We start from the raw sequence: 14,128 nt of genomic DNA, 5'->3' as shown, positions 1-14,128 counted from the left end.
TCGCAACCTGCGTGCCTGCCGCGCGATTGCCTGCGGGCACGGCGTGTGCGGGAGGCCCGGTCGAAGGGGCCTGTCGTTTTTACATGACCGCCGGGTTCGCGTATGTACTACATGCGCGGTATCGAGCGGATGTCCGAACTGTCGCCCGTCGCCGGATCGTCGTCCGTAGCCGGAATCGGCACCCCCGGGTCATACCGCACCACCGTGCCGTGTTCGATCCGGTGCGGAAACGGCGGCGTCTCGCCCACCTCGTCGCCGAAGCGCGCGCGCACGAACGCGCGCAGCAACGCCTCGCGCGCATCGCGGCCGCGCGCGCCGCAGGTCGACGGGCCGTCGACGAAGGTCGCGTCGCATTCGACGTCGTCGCCGTGGCTGGCGATCCGCAGGTCGGTCACGCGATCGAGCACCGCGCCCGCATCGGCCCACGACGCGGACGGCGCGAACGGTGCGTCGAGATGCCGGAACGCGTCGCACGCGGCCGTCACGACGACGGTCGGCGCGACGGCCGTGAAACGCAGCGTGTCTTCGTCGTCGGCGCACAACGCGCGTGCGCACCAGTAGTCGAGATCCTTTCCGTCGAGTGCGTCGGTTCGCATGGGCTGCCTCCGTCGGATCGAAAAACGGCTCACCGCGCAAGCGCCGTGCCCGTCGCGGGCGTCGCGCGCATCCGGGCGACCAGCGGATAGTGGTCCGACGCGTGGCGCGCCCGCGCGCTGCGATGCACGACCACGTCGACCAGCAGCTCGCCCGGATGGATCCAGATCCGGTCCAGCGAGAACACCGGGCACACGGTCGGGAACGTGCGCGGCGCCGGCGCGCGCCGGAACCGCGTGACGAGCGCCTGCAGCGCGCGGCCGCGCACGAACCATTCGTTGATGTCGCCGAGCAGGATCACCGGCATCGCGCCCGTGTCGAACGCGGCGAGCAGCCGCTGCACCTGCGCGCTGCGTTCGCTCGCCGACAGCCCGAGATGGGTGGCGACCACGCGGATCGGGCCCGCGCTGCAGTCGATGTCGGCGTCGAGCGCGCCGCGCGGCTCGCGCGGATGGAACGACAGGTCGAGCGTGCGCGCCGCGCGGATCGGGCAGCGCGACAGCACCGCGTTGCCGTAGCGGCGCTCCGGCGTGTCGATCGTCGGGCCGGCCACCGCGTGCATGCCGGTCGCGTCGCGCAGGTGCGCGAGCACGTCCGGCGCGCGGGTGCCGCCGAGCGGCACTTCCTGCAGCGCGATCACGTCCGCGTCGAGTTCGTCGATCACGGCCGCGATCCGGTCGACCGCACGCGCCGGCCACGCACCGTAGCCGCCGTGGATGTTGTAGGTCGCGATCCGCAGGTCGCGCCCGCCCGGCGCGGCGGCGGGCGCCGCGTCGGCGGTGACGACGTGCGGCGGCGGGGCCGGGTCCTGACTCAGCGCCATCGTCGCAGCACCCTCACGAGCAGGACCGACACGCCGACCAGCGCGAGGCCGATCGCCGCGAGCCACGCGAACGCGCCGGGCCCCGGATGGCTGAGCGCCGCGGTCAGCTGGTGCGCGAACGTGACGGTCAGCACGATGCCGGGCAGCATCCCGAGGGCGGTGCCGATCAGGTAATCGCGCAGTCCGATGTGCGACGCGCCGGCGACGAGGTTCACGACGGTGAACGGCGCGATCGGCAGCAGCCGCAGCACGGCCATCGCGACCACGCCGCGCCGGCCGATGTGCTCGCTCAGCCGGTTCGCGCGCGGGCCGGCGAGCCGGCGCACCGCGTCGCGCCCGAGCCAGCGGCCGAGCGCGTAGGTCGCCGCCGCCGCCGCCATCGACCCGACGCCCGCATACGCGAAGCCCGGCCACGCGCCGAACACGAGCCCCGTCGCGGCGATCAGCAGCGTGATCGGCACCGCGAAGGTCGCCGCGACCACGTAGGCCGCGAGCAGCAGCGCCGGTGCGGCCGGCAGCCGCGCGATACCGGCCACCGCGCGCGACAGCGACGCGACGTTCAGATGCGCGCCCAGCGGCGTGAAGCGCCACGCGAGCGCCAGCGCGGCGATCGCGAGCACCACCGCGCCCAGCACGAAAAACCGCGCGGTGAGCGTGCGATGCTGCTCGTGCGGCACGAATTCGCGGACGAACCGGTCCGGCTCGATCGGCTGCTCGGGGTCGAGCCGCGCGCTGACCGGCACGAGCGCCTCGAATTGCGGCGACACGGCCGGGTCGAGGGTGCGCAGCGTGCGGCCCGGCTTCGCGCGCAGCCGGTCGAGCACGACGTTCGGCCGTTCCCCGGATGCGAACGCGTCGGCCACCGCCGCGGGCGTCGTGCCGAGATGCTCGGCCAGCAGCCGCTCGCGCATGCCGGCGATCGCCGCGCGAACGCGTGCGTCGCCGCCCGCGACGAGCGCGATGCAGCATTCGGTGTCGAGCAGCATCGAGCGGTTGTTCAGGTTCGCGCTGCCGATCACGATGCATTCGTCGTCGACGATCGCGACCTTGCTGTGCACGTTCACGCACCCGTCGCCGAGCCCGTCGACGTGCGGATACAGCAGCCGGTAGCGATCGAAGCGGTCGGCCGACGCGAGCGTCGCGTGCAGCCGCGCGCGCAGCACGCCCATCGTCGCTTCCTGCAGCCAGCCGCTCTGCACGCGCGGCGCGACGACCGTCACGTCCGGCCCGTCCATATCGGCCAGGCGCGCGGACAACGCTTCGCGCACCACCGCCGCGGTGAAGTACTGGTTTTCGACATACAGGTGCCGATGCGCGGCGCGGATCGCGTCCTCGACCAGCGCGCGCACCTGCAATACCGGCTCGCGGCCGCCGTGGCGCGGCGCCGTATACGCGATGCCGAGCTGCACGTCGCGCACGTCGACGCGCGCATCGGGCGGCCATGGATCGGGGTCGTCGTCCGCCCGGTCGAGATGCCGCTGCGCGCGGATCGCGATCGGGCGCCCGCACGCCTGCAGCCAGCGGGCCCGCGCGTGCTCGCCGATCGCGGCGGCCGCGTCGCCGTCGAACATCGCGTGCACGTCGTGGAACGGCCCGTACGGCATGCCGTGCTCGTCGCTGCGGCGCGGATCGTCGGCCGCATGCGCGGGCGTGTCCCAGCGGGCGCGCGTCAGGTCGAGGCCGCCGACGAACGCGAGCCGGTCGTCGATCACGACCAGTTTCTGGTGATGCGACGCGCCGCGCGGGTGCGCATCGTCGAGCCGGAACCGGATGCCGCGATGCGCGCGCCAGCCGGCCCGATACACGGGCGGCCAGTCGCGCTCCAGCGCGTAGATCATCGCGAAGTCCCACGCGAGCACGTAGATGCGCAGGTTGTGGTGAGCGGACGCGAGCGCATGCAGGAAGGCCGCGAGCGTGTCGGGCAACGTGTCGTCGGCGCCGCCCGGCGCGAGCCGCATCCGGCTGTCGACGTCCCAGCCGACGATGAACACCGTGTGGCGTGCGCGCAGCAACGCGGCGCGCAGCGTCGAGAAATACGCGTCGCCGTCGACCAGCATCGCGAAGCGGTCCGCGTGGCGGATCGTGTCGCAGTTGCGCCCGCGTTCGAGCAGGCCGTGCCGCGAAGGGCCGTCCGCCGGCACAGCGTCGATGCGCGGATCGTCGGCGCGGGTCGTGCGATCCGGCACGATCATCGGGCGCCGACGTCCCGGTCGCCGTCGATCCGCTGCAACAGCGCGTCGCAGCGTGCGCGCAGCGCCCGCAGTTCCGGCGAATGCGCATCGAGCCGCACGCGTTCGCCGCTGTGCGGATCGCCGTGCGCGATCGCGATGTCGTAGATTTCCTGCGCGATCGTCGCCGACGCGTGCGCGATCCTGATCCGGTCGAGCCAGTCGCATTCGGCGTGCTGGCACGCGAGCCACGCGCGCAATGCGCCGACCAGCTGGCCGGTCGTGAGCCAGGCGCCGCTGCGCATGCGCGCGGCGAGCTGACTCGTCACGAGATAGGAGAGCAGGTCGGTCTGGGTCACACGAAACTCCTTGACGAGGTGTCGGGTTGACAGGTTCGTACGCACGCGATGTTTTGCAGCGTCTCGCAGATCGCCGCAAATTCCGGCCCGCTCGTGCGCGAGAACGAGACGGAGATGTCGTCGGTGTCCGGATCGTCGTCCGACTGCTGGACGATGAACCGTTTCACGCGCACGCGGCCGGGGCCGAGCGCCTCGTGCAGCGTGCCGAGCGTCAGGCCGCCGCGCTCGGCCACGAGCAGCAGCGTGCGCTGCTGGCGCTGCGCGATGAAGCGCCGCTCGAGCGGCTTCACGCCGGCGAGGATCGCGAGCACGATCGCCGTCGCGCCGACCGACGCAACCACCATGCCGCCGCCCGCGGCGAGCCCGACGCCGGCCACCGCCCACAGGCTCGCGGCCGTCGTCAGCCCGCGCACCATTTCGCCGCGCAGCAGGATCGAGCCCGCGCCGAGGAAGCCGATGCCGGACACGACCTGCGCGGCGACCCGCGACGGATCGAGCACGACGCCGTTTTGCCCGCGCACGTCCTCGAAGCCGAAGGTCGACACCAGCATCACGAGCGCGGAGCCCACGCATACCAGCATGTGCGTGCGCAGCCCGGCGGCCCAGTTCAGGCGTTCGCGTTCGAGCCCGATCACGCTGCCGAGCAGCGCGGCCAGCAGCAGGCGTCCGAGTAATTCGAGGTGGCCGATCATGATGTGCATCCCTTCCGGCCCTGCGTGATGCGGGCCCGGTACCGGTTCGATGCGGAAAAGGGACGCAAGCAGCGTGCCGGCCGGGCACGGCGCGTGCGCGCAAGGCTCGCGGCGCGCGCGGCGAGCATGCGGCGCGCATTTTTTGCATCGCCATCGCAGATAAGACAGGAGGCCACCGTGGCACATCAACAGGACGCACAGGTTCGGGACCCGTATCGCGGCCACGAAATCCTCGTATGGGCGCGGCCCAACGAGCGGGGCGCATGGCGCGACGAGGTCCAGGTGTACGTCGCCGGCGCGCGCATCGAGCTGGTGGTACCGGAGGCCGCCGGCCCCGAATGGCTGACCGAGGTCGAGGCGCTGCGCGCGGGGCTGGAGCGCGGCCGCTATCTGATCGACAAGCGCGTGGACGACGACTGACCGGCATGGCGCTTGCGGCCGCCGTGTGCCGCGGCAGCGCCCCAAAGCAAGTATCCCGCCAACCCATGCCGGCCCACGCCGGGAGGAACCGATGAGCGATCCGCGCACCCTGCATATCTACCGCTACGACCCCGACCGCGACGCGGCGCCTTACATGCAGCGCTACGAGATCGACGTGAATCCGGACGACCGCATGCTGCTCGACGTGCTCGGCCGCGTGAAGTGCGACGACGAGACGCTGTCGTATCGCCGCTCGTGCCGCGAGGGCATCTGCGGGTCGGACGCGATGAACATCAACGGCAAGAACGGGCTCGCGTGCCTGACCAACATGCAGACGCTGCCGCGCGAGATCGTGCTGCGGCCGTTGCCGGGGCTGCCGGTGGTGCGCGACCTGATCGTCGACATGACCGACTTCTTCAACCAGTACCACTCGATCCGGCCATACCTGATCAACGACACGACGCCGCCTGCGCGCGAGCGGCTGCAATCGCCGGAGGAGCGCGACCAGCTCGACGGGCTGTACGAATGCATTTTGTGCGCGTGCTGTTCGACGTCGTGCCCGAGCTACTGGTGGAACCCGGACAAATTCGTCGGGCCGGCCGGCTTGTTGCAGGCGTACCGTTTCATCGCCGATTCGCGCGATCTCGCGACGGCGGAGCGGCTCGACGATCTCGAGGATCCGTATCGGCTGTTTCGCTGCCGGACGATCATGAATTGCACGGACGTATGCCCGAAGGGGCTGAATCCGACGAAGGCGATTTCGGAGATCAGGACGATGTTGGTCAGGCGGACGGTGTAGCGAGACGTGGCGACGCGTGCGGGGCGATTCGTCGTTGCCCCAGCGCGTCTCGTACCAAAGCGGTAGCGACTCCTTCATCGCGCGACATTAACTGGAGAAACAGATCGGGCTGACGACTTTGCGGCTGATTATTATCGATGGCACAACGAATTTTCTGGTTTGGAAACGCTGGGTTGTCAATGCGTTAAGAATCGAAAATTTCGAGTGTATGGAACGTCCGGCTGTGTGCCGGCCGCATCGCGCTGACCGCCGCTTTCCCATCCAAATGCACTAGTTTTCTCGGTGCATTTGAACATGATCGGCCACCTAAGCATGTCCCTATACTGAGCCGCGAGCATCGGATCGATCTATCGCGAGATCGATGGGTGTGCAGGCAGTCGGACAACTCGATTGAATGGAGAGTCGATCATGTTTGAAAGAACGGAAGGCGCGGCACGCAATCTGGCAGGCAAGGCGCAGGAGGCCGTAGGCGAAGCGATCGGCGATAGCCGCATGGAACTCGATGGAAAGGCGCGCCAAGTGGCCGGCAAGGTTCAGCAATCCTATGGCGAGGCGCTCGAACAGCTCCGCGACGTCACCGCGAACAACCCCGTTGCCGCGCTGGCGGCCGTCGCTGCAGTGAGTTTCATCATCGGCGCCATGTGGTCGAAGCGCTGATCGGCACGGATGGTTCGTCGAAACCGGGACAAGTTCGCATCGGAGCATGTCATGGCTTTGCTTTCAAGACTGGGGAAGTGGTCGCACGTCGCGCAATTTTCGGTCGCACGCCTGACCGATTATGCGAATCTCGCCGCCCTCGAACTCGGCCTCGCCCGGAAGCGCTTCATGCGCGACCTGATCCTGTATGCCCTGCTGGGACTGAGCGTGATGTTCGGGCTCGCATTCGTGTGCGTGGCAGCGATCGTCAGCGCGGCGAACACGCGTTACCTGATCGAGGTCGCATGGGCTGTCGCGGGATTCTGGGTGCTCGCGTCCATCGGCGCGTTCTTCGTGGTACGCACGCGTGACGAGCACGGCACGTTTTCCGTTCTGAGCGAGGAGCTGCAGCGCGACATCCGCACCGTCCGGGAGAGTGTGTAATGACGCAACGCGCATCCGACCGCCAGTCGCTCGAATTGCAGCGGCGTGTCCTGCTGGCGCGCATGGCGGCAACACGCGCGGAATTGTCCGCGTCGAGCCATGTGATCGACACGACGCAGCAGTCGTCTGCCCGCGTCCGGGCCAGACATCCGTCGGCGAGCCTGCCGACTCTGTACGGCTCGACCGGCATCAGTATTGCCGTGGCGCTGGTGGGTCTGGCGGCCCTCGGGCCGCGACGCCTCGTGGCGACGGCGGTGCGCGCCGGCCTGGTCGCATTGATCGGTCGGATGACCCGCGATATCGTGCGGCAGGCGTTCGGGCCGAGGCGGGCCTGGCTTGACGCGCCCGGCGAGGCAACGCGCGGCCCTCCTGCCGCAGCATCGTCGATCGAGTCATCGGTGCCGTGATCCCGCTGTCCGTGATCCGCGCGTTCAATCGCGCGGCCTGATTCTGCGAGAGGGCCACCCGTATCGTTGGCTGAAAGCGCGCGGAATGCTCGTCTTTCCGTCCATGCTGCGGGGTAGCGCGATGTCGAGTGCCGTTGCCAATTGCACATGGATTGTCGAAGGGCGCAGGTGGCGTGGATACGCACTAGTGCATTTGCAACTGTCGGCGAGGCACCCGGTCTTGTAACTATGTCGGGTCTACGGCGCGATGCGCCGAAGGCCGATCACCCGGGAGAGTCCTGCATGTCCGAAACGATCTTCGATGCACTGCGCGAAAGTCATCAGATCCAGCGCGCATTGATGCGCCGGCTATTGCGGTCGAAGCCGGGCCCCGATCGCGGCATGCTGTTCGAACAACTGCGCATCGAACTGGGCGCGCACGAGGCCGCCGAGGAGCGCTTTCTCTATGCGCCGATCCTGATGGACGACCGCGGGCTTCATCCGTCGCGCGATGCACTTGCCGATCATCACCGGATGGACGAGATCGTCGACAATCTGCGCGGCCGCGACCCCGGCTCGCGCGGCTGGCTGGCAACTGCCAGGAAACTGTCTGAAGAACTGCACGAGCACCTGAAAGAAGAGGAAAAGATCTTCTTTCAGATATCCGGAAAAATCCTGAGCGATACGGACAAGTCGACGCTTGCGAGGCGATACCGGAACGACTATCGGCGCATGCACGTGCGGCTGGCGGACGAAGAGCGGCCGGTCGGCCGGCGCCCGCGCTGAGCGATGTAATCTTCTACCCGGACGGCACATCATGAAAACCTTCCACTGCGGACGATGTTCGCAACTGGTGTTCTTCGAGAACGTGAAGTGCGAGCGCTGCGATGCACTGCTCGGCTATCTGCCGGACGTTGGCGAAGTCGGCGCGTTCGAGCCCGCTGGCGACGGAACATGGCGTAGCCTGCACGCGGCCATGCCCGGGAAACGCTATCGGCAATGCGCGAACTACGCCGTGGAGCATGTTTGCAACTGGATGATTCCGGCGGAAAGCGACGACGCGCTCTGCCGCGCGTGCGTGCTCACCGAGACGATCCCGAACCTGTCGTCTCCCGACAACCGGCTGCTGTGGTTCCGTCTCGAGGCAGCGAAGCGACGGCTGCTATACACGCTCGTCGTGCTGGGCTTGCCGGTGGAGTCGCGCGTGCAGCAGCCGGCGCGTGGAATGGGCTTCGCGTTCAAGGCATCGACCGATACCGAGGTCGTCATGACCGGCCATGCGAACGGCCTCATCACGGTGAACCTCGACGAAGCAGACGACGCGAAGCGGGAGCGGATCCGCACGGACATGCGCGAACCTTATCGCACCTTGCTCGGCCATTTCCGGCATGAAATCGGGCACTACTACTTCGACCGTCTCGTGCGAGGCAGCCGCTGGATCGAGCCGTTTCGCGCCTGTTTCGGCGACGAGCGTGCCGATTACCAGGCGGCGCTCGACGCACACTATGCCAATAACGAACCCTCGGGCTGGGAGAGCGCGTACGTCAGCGAGTACGCGACGATGCATCCGTGGGAAGACTGGGCCGAGACGTGGGCGCATTACCTGCATATCGTCGATACGCTCGATACCGCGACCGCATGCGGGCTCGTGCTTGCCCCCGACGACGCGAGCCTGCCGGCGCTGGCCGACCAGACGTCGGTCGACGAAGCGAGCTTCAGCAGCCTGATGCGGCGCTGGTTCCCGCTGACCTACGCGCTGAACAGCCTGAACCGCAGCATGGGGACGCCGGACGCCTATCCGTTCGTGCTGGCGCCCGCCGTCGTCGCGAAACTGCGCTTCGTGCACGATGTCGTGGCCGCGTCGGGTGACGCGGCGGCTGCCCAGCCGTCGCTCGTCGCCTATGCGGCGGGGAGTGGGGTGGAGCCGGGTGGCGTGCGGTAAACGTCCGGGCGCGGCGGGAACCGAAACGGTTCGAATACGAATTTCCGGCATGCGGGTCGTGCATGTCGCAAGTCTTTCGTACAGACGGTGAGTGCTTTCACGCAGGATCGGCCTGCACGGGCACGTCGTTTTTTCCAGGAGAATTCCGCATGAAATTCCTCTCGATCGCAATGGTGTGCGTCGCGTTGTCGGCCGTTTCCCTATCGGTTCAGGCGGCTGGGTGCCTGAAGGGCGCGGCCGTGGGTGGGGTAGCCGGGCATGTCGCCGGCCATCACGGCGCGGTCGGTGCGGCGGCCGGATGTGCGCTTGGCCACCACCACGCGGCGAAGAAAGCGAAAGAAGCGAGCGCGGCGGCCGCCGCCTCGCAGTGACGCGGCGGGAAGAGCGGCCGCAGCCTGCTGCCGCTCTTTCGTTCCGGCTGGGTTGTTGCAGGCGTACCGGTTCATCGCCGATTCGCGCGATCTCGCGACGGCCGAGCGGCTCGACGATCTCGAGGATCCGTATCGACTGTTCCGCTGCCGGACGATCATGAACTGCACGGACGTGTGCTCTAAGGGGCTGATTCCGACGAAGGCGATTTCGGAGATTCGGACGATGTTGGTCAGGCGCACGGTTTAGTGCAGAGCATCCCGAGGCGGAACCGCCGGCTCCCGCTATTTCCCCGCGAACGCATCGACATGCGCGCCGCGCCGCTGCGCCGCCGCCCGATCGCCGCCCGGATAGAACTGCCGCGCCCATCGCTGAAACACCGGGTACGGCCCGTCGCCTGCGACCGGTGTCCCGTAGCCCGTGTAGTCGCGATTGCTCCACACCATGATGTCTTCCTTGAACACCGGCACCAGCCACAGTCGGTGCAGCAACCGGCCGAGCGCGGCGTAGACGATTCGCTGCAACGGGGCCGGCCACTTCGACAGCCACGAAAAGCGGAACGAAATACCGTCCCGGAAGGTCCAGCGCAGCGGCGCGATCTGCACGCCGCACGCGAAGATCTTCGCTTCGAGGCCGATCGTCTTCATTTCATGGTCGGACGACACGCAACCGAGGCCATGGACGCCGATCAGCGTGCTCCATTTGATGTTCTTCCATGCCATGTCCACCTGCATCGAAATGCGCGGGCCGTCGATCACCGGCGCATGCGGCTTCATGTCCTTCCAGCGATGCAGCGCACCGAAATGCTCGAGGTCGTAGCCGTTTTCCGGCAGGTTCTGCATCACGCCGCGCAGCGTGAAAGCTTGGCCGACAGGTGCCGAGAAGCCGGTCATGTCCACTTCGGGCAGCTCCCAAGTCGGCGCGAGGCCGTCGGCGTTCTGCCACACGAACACGAAGCCGTTCCACTCCCGCACTTGCCGGGTGCGAAGCGTCAGCGCTTGCCCGCCCTTCGTGCAGCCGGCGGTGATGCGCCGGCCGTCGGGGCCGTACGCGTAGTGATGGAACGGACAGACGATCCGCTCGCCATCGACTGTGCCGCCGTGGCCGAGATGCGCGCCCTGGTGCGGGCAATACGCATCGACCGCGCACGCGACGCCCGATGCCGTCCGGTACAGCACGACATCGCGTCCCATGAAAGGCGTCGTGAGCACGGTGCCGCGCTTCAGCTCGCGGCTGAAACACAGCGCGAACCATCCGTCCGGATAGGGCAGCGGGGTGGTTTCGTCGACGGGGCCGGCTGCATTCACCGTGTGCTCCTGCATCGGCATGGCAGTCATCGCGCGAATTCCCGATCGGTGTGTGCGACGGCCGCCGGCACGGGGCCGTGTTGCGCGTCGGGCGCGTCGCCGTCGGCAGCCGGATAGAACTGCGCGGCCCAGCGCCGGAACGTCATGATCGGCATCTCGCCCGCCATCAACGTCGGGCGCGCGTCGTAGTCGCGGTGATCCCAGATGCGCAGGTCGCGCTTGAATTGCGGCACGAACCACAACCGGTACGCGGCGCTCACGAGTATCTCGTGCACGGCCCGGCGCAGCGGCGACGGCCACGCCGACGCGCGTTCGACGCGCAGCGCAACGAATTCCCGGCACGTCCAGCGATCGGGTTCGATCTGCGTCGGGAACAGCACGACCCGCGCGTGCAGCCCGAGGTCCGGCAGTTCCATGCGCGCGGCCATGCAGCCCAGGCCGTGCATCGTGATGTCCAGCAGCAGCCGTTGCCCGAGCAGCACGAGCGTCGAGCGCATCGTCATCCGGTGGCCGTCGGCTTGCGGCGGCTCGAGCACCGGATTCGACCACCCGTGCACCGGGCTGAAATGGTTGACGTCGACGCCGTTCTCGGCCGGATTCTGCAGGTTGCCGTTCAGCGTGTGGCACGCGCCGCGCGGCCGCGAATAGCCGTCGAGGTCGAGTTCGGGCAGCGACCACGCCGGCGGAACCCCCGCCCGGTCCTGCCACGCGAGCACGAGGCCGTTCCATTCGAGCACGTGACGCTGCCGCAGCGTGGCGGCGGGCGGCTTGCCGTCCCGCCCGGCGCGCACGCAGGTGCCGTCCGGCGCGAACGCGAGGTGATGGAACGGGCACACGATCTCCTCGCCGCGCACGACGCCGCCGTGCCCGAGATGCGCGCCGAGGTGCGGGCAATGCGGCGCGACCGCGCGAATCAGGCCCGAGGCCGTTCGATACAGCACGACGTCCTCGCCCATGAAACGCGTGACGACCAGTGTGCCGCGTTTGACGTCGCGGCTGTAGGCCAGCGCGAACCAGCCGTCCGGGTAGCGATGTCGAGAAGCGGCGGCGGGTTCGGGCACAACAGGGATCGGTGCGTGCATGCGCGTCTCCAGTCAGCGCGGCGAAGCATGCCGGTCCGCCGCCGCGATTTCCTCGAGCGTCGGCAGCGCCGTCATCGCGACTTCGCCGCCGGCGAAGCGGCCGCCGCCGAGATCGTCGCCGTGGTAGCGGGTGCTGAACGCATGAAATTCCGCGTTGCCCGCACTCATGTAGCCCAGCTCCGTCACGTAGGCCTGCGTGTCGGCGTCTCCCGCCAGCACGCCGGTCGCGACCGTTTCGCGCGCGGCGATCAGGCGGCGCTCGTTCGACGTGCAGAGTGCCGCGAGCCGGTCGAGCGCCGCCTGAACGTTCAACTGCTCGACGCGCATCAGGATCCAGACGGCGTTGAATCGCTCGTGCGCGGATCGTTCCTTGCGAAACGAAAACAGGTCGTTGACGAGGATCACCGAATCGATCGTCCTGTCCCGCGCGTCGGCCAGCGCCGCGTGTTGCGCGAGGCGCCGACCCATGTCGATGTCGAGCGCGTATTCGGTGAGCAGCGTGATCCAGTGGCCGAAGCCTTCGACCCGGCGAAACGCCAGATAGTCGGCGAGCGACAGGCGCGATGCGTCGGTCGCCGTTGGATCGGCCTGTGTGCGGATCTGTGCGCGGACGCATTCGACGAACCGCTGCCAAAACGCCGGGCGCGCGTCGCGCCCTGTGCGCATCGAGCGCACCGTGTCGTGCAGCAGTCGCGCGGCGGGCGCATCGGCCGGCGGCGGCGTGCCGTCGACGGCCGCGAGGCAATGATCGCGCAACGCGTCGAGCCCCGCCTGGTCGCCGGTGCGCGCCAGATGCGTGAAGGCGTCGTCCATCAGCGTCGTGACGTGCATCATGCGGTGGACCGCGTACACGCGATCGGGCCGCGCATTCGGGTAGCACAGGCTGCCATACGCGGGAATGCGCTGCGCGAGAAAACGGCGTGCCGCTGCGTCGCTGCGATAGTGCTGCAGGATGTACGGATAGTCGTCGATCGCGAGTTGCTGCTCGACTGCTTCGTGCTGCGGGTGCCGTGCGACGGGCAGCGACAGACGCGGCAGCGGCAGTACCAGCGTTTGCGTCTCGCTGGGCGGCGCGCTCAAGGCGCGGGGCGTTCCGGAGGCTTGCATGCGGCTCTCCGGCTCACGCGTCCGGTTTGACCGCGACGATGCTGTAGGTCGACACCTTGTTCTTGATCAGCGCGACGGACCAGTTTTCGGCGAGCACCCGCAATTCTTCCAGCGTGTCCGGCGCGCGGTGCGGAAAATGGCGGTCGATGTTGGCCTTGGCATCCATCAGCCAGCGCGCGACGTCGATGTTCGACGGCAGCACGCGCATGTCGCGGATAGTGAACCCGGCGTCGATCAGCACCTGCCTGAAATAGTCGGGCGTCTTCCGGTGCTTGCACGCGATCCGGTCGACCTCGTCGGGCGTGTCGGACTCGTATTCGCTCAGTGCGACGTTGTACAGATTGTCCGAGATGACCACCGAGCCGCCACTGCGCACACGCGCATGCAGCGCACGCATCGCCTTTTCGTACAGCGCGTTCGGGAAATGCGAGATCACGCCGCGAATGATCACGAGATCGTACGGTGTCGCGGGGTCGGGCAGTCGATCGACGTCCTGTGCGTTGCACTGATACAGGTTGATGCGTCCCGCGAGCCCGTGCAGCGCATGAAAGCGTGCGCAGTAGTCGAGCTGTTCGCGACTGACGTTGACACCATCGAGGCGCATGCAGCCGGGGAAGCGGCCAGCCAGATACTTGAGGATATAGCCCCAGCCGCAGCCGATGTCGAGAATGCGTTCGACCCGGGCGGGAACGGGGCCGTCGAAGCCGGCGAGGTGAAGCTGGCGTTCGAAGTAGCGAATGCCCGATTCATCGAGCGAGATCGGCGGCGTGGAGCGCGGATCGTCGTAAACGCCGAACTGGAACAACAGGTACTCGCCGATCGCCTTGCGCCAGTCGTCCGGACTGCCGGCGTAGGTCGTCTGCACTTTCCGTTCGTAGTCGCTCACCGTCTCGCCATGCAGCACACGGATAGGCAGGGCGGGCGCCCGGTGCGGCGCGCGTATTTCGGCGATTGCCTGTTCGCTGATCTGATTCATCGAAATCCTCGCGTCGTCCATTTC

At 68.0% G+C, this 14,128-nt stretch carries 17 protein-coding genes and 1 pseudogene; 9 read left to right on the top strand and 9 right to left on the bottom strand.

Going from position 1 to position 14,128, the window contains the following annotated elements; genetic code table 11:
• Window positions 1-107: 107 nt before the first annotated feature.
• Genes HWX14_RS26190 through HWX14_RS26170 form a run of 5 tightly spaced genes read right to left on the bottom strand, consistent with a single transcriptional unit; the run spans window position 108 to window position 4,636 of the window.
• A complete protein-coding gene (locus tag HWX14_RS26190) occupies window positions 108-596 on the bottom strand; it encodes a phage protein NinX family protein (protein WP_175885239.1) in 489 nt (162 codons plus the stop codon).
• A 29-nt stretch (window positions 597-625) separates the two neighbouring features.
• Window positions 626-1,417: an endonuclease/exonuclease/phosphatase family protein gene (locus HWX14_RS26185; RefSeq protein ID WP_175885238.1), complete on the bottom strand. Its 792-nt coding sequence runs from the start codon at window positions 1,415-1,417 to the stop codon at window positions 626-628.
• The gene (locus tag HWX14_RS26180; protein ID WP_175885237.1) at window positions 1,408-3,609 is read right to left on the bottom strand and encodes a VTT domain-containing protein; all 2,202 of its coding nucleotides are present in this window, start codon (window positions 3,607-3,609) and stop codon (window positions 1,408-1,410) included. Before HWX14_RS26180 ends, HWX14_RS26185 begins: the two co-directional genes overlap by 10 nt.
• Window positions 3,606-3,944, bottom strand: coding sequence for a hypothetical protein (locus HWX14_RS26175; RefSeq protein ID WP_175885236.1), 339 nt, complete (start codon window positions 3,942-3,944; stop codon window positions 3,606-3,608). Before HWX14_RS26175 ends, HWX14_RS26180 begins: the two co-directional genes overlap by 4 nt.
• On the bottom strand, window positions 3,941-4,636 hold the full coding sequence (locus HWX14_RS26170; protein WP_175885235.1) for an MgtC/SapB family protein: 696 nt from the start codon (window positions 4,634-4,636) through the stop codon (window positions 3,941-3,943). The genes HWX14_RS26175 and HWX14_RS26170 overlap by 4 nt, the downstream gene beginning before the upstream one ends.
• Window positions 4,637-4,813: 177 nt before the next feature.
• On the opposite strand from HWX14_RS26170, the gene HWX14_RS36895 reads away from it, so the two are divergent.
• The 9 genes and pseudogenes from HWX14_RS36895 to sdhB all read left to right on the top strand — a co-directional run.
• The gene (locus HWX14_RS36895) at window positions 4,814-5,056 is read left to right on the top strand and encodes a DUF6566 family protein (protein ID WP_175885577.1); all 243 of its coding nucleotides are present in this window, start codon (window positions 4,814-4,816) and stop codon (window positions 5,054-5,056) included.
• 91 nt (window positions 5,057-5,147) lie between these two features.
• A complete protein-coding gene (locus tag HWX14_RS26160; RefSeq protein ID WP_011545529.1) occupies window positions 5,148-5,855 on the top strand; it encodes a succinate dehydrogenase/fumarate reductase iron-sulfur subunit in 708 nt (235 codons plus the stop codon).
• Between the two features lie 408 nt (window positions 5,856-6,263).
• Complete coding sequence (locus tag HWX14_RS26155) at window positions 6,264-6,512, top strand: CsbD family protein (RefSeq protein WP_124702634.1); 249 nt, start codon at window positions 6,264-6,266, stop codon at window positions 6,510-6,512.
• A 51-nt stretch (window positions 6,513-6,563) separates the two neighbouring features.
• Window positions 6,564-6,935 (top strand): hypothetical protein, encoded by a 372-nt coding sequence (locus HWX14_RS26150; RefSeq protein ID WP_175885234.1) that lies wholly within the window; start codon window positions 6,564-6,566, stop codon window positions 6,933-6,935.
• Window positions 6,935-7,342 carry a hypothetical protein gene (locus HWX14_RS26145; RefSeq protein WP_244130342.1) on the top strand — a complete coding sequence of 136 codons (408 nt, stop codon included), beginning with the start codon at window positions 6,935-6,937 and terminating at the stop codon, window positions 7,340-7,342. Before HWX14_RS26150 ends, HWX14_RS26145 begins: the two co-directional genes overlap by 1 nt.
• A gap of 282 nt (window positions 7,343-7,624) precedes the next feature.
• Window positions 7,625-8,107, top strand: a complete 483-nt coding sequence (locus tag HWX14_RS26140; protein WP_175885576.1) for a hemerythrin domain-containing protein — start codon at window positions 7,625-7,627, stop codon at window positions 8,105-8,107.
• Between the two features lie 31 nt (window positions 8,108-8,138).
• On the top strand, window positions 8,139-9,263 hold the full coding sequence (locus HWX14_RS26135) for a putative zinc-binding metallopeptidase (RefSeq protein WP_175885233.1): 1,125 nt from the start codon (window positions 8,139-8,141) through the stop codon (window positions 9,261-9,263).
• 149 nt (window positions 9,264-9,412) lie between these two features.
• A complete protein-coding gene (locus HWX14_RS26130; RefSeq protein WP_124478963.1) occupies window positions 9,413-9,634 on the top strand; it encodes a hypothetical protein in 222 nt (73 codons plus the stop codon).
• A 43-nt stretch (window positions 9,635-9,677) separates the two neighbouring features.
• Window positions 9,678-9,881, top strand: a pseudogene (sdhB, locus tag HWX14_RS26125) (succinate dehydrogenase iron-sulfur subunit); the annotation flags it as partial.
• A 35-nt stretch (window positions 9,882-9,916) separates the two neighbouring features.
• Here sdhB and HWX14_RS26120 read toward each other — a convergent pair.
• From HWX14_RS26120 to HWX14_RS26105, 4 genes are read right to left on the bottom strand one after another with little or no spacing between them, the layout of a single operon-like run.
• A complete protein-coding gene (locus tag HWX14_RS26120; protein ID WP_175885232.1) occupies window positions 9,917-10,969 on the bottom strand; it encodes a Rieske 2Fe-2S domain-containing protein in 1,053 nt (350 codons plus the stop codon).
• Window positions 10,966-12,021: a Rieske 2Fe-2S domain-containing protein gene (locus HWX14_RS26115; RefSeq protein ID WP_175885231.1), complete on the bottom strand. Its 1,056-nt coding sequence runs from the start codon at window positions 12,019-12,021 to the stop codon at window positions 10,966-10,968. Before HWX14_RS26115 ends, HWX14_RS26120 begins: the two co-directional genes overlap by 4 nt.
• A gap of 12 nt (window positions 12,022-12,033) precedes the next feature.
• Window positions 12,034-13,128 carry a methyltransferase type 12 gene (locus tag HWX14_RS26110; protein ID WP_175885230.1) on the bottom strand — a complete coding sequence of 365 codons (1,095 nt, stop codon included), beginning with the start codon at window positions 13,126-13,128 and terminating at the stop codon, window positions 12,034-12,036.
• 13 nt (window positions 13,129-13,141) lie between these two features.
• Window positions 13,142-14,104, bottom strand: a complete 963-nt coding sequence (locus HWX14_RS26105; RefSeq protein WP_175885229.1) for a class I SAM-dependent methyltransferase — start codon at window positions 14,102-14,104, stop codon at window positions 13,142-13,144.
• Window positions 14,105-14,128 lie beyond the last annotated feature (24 nt).

It is taken from the genome of Burkholderia sp. BCC0044 (assembly GCF_902832955.1).
Lineage (GTDB): Bacteria > Pseudomonadota > Gammaproteobacteria > Burkholderiales > Burkholderiaceae > Burkholderia.
This window is presented reverse-complemented; position numbering and strand designations above follow the sequence as displayed.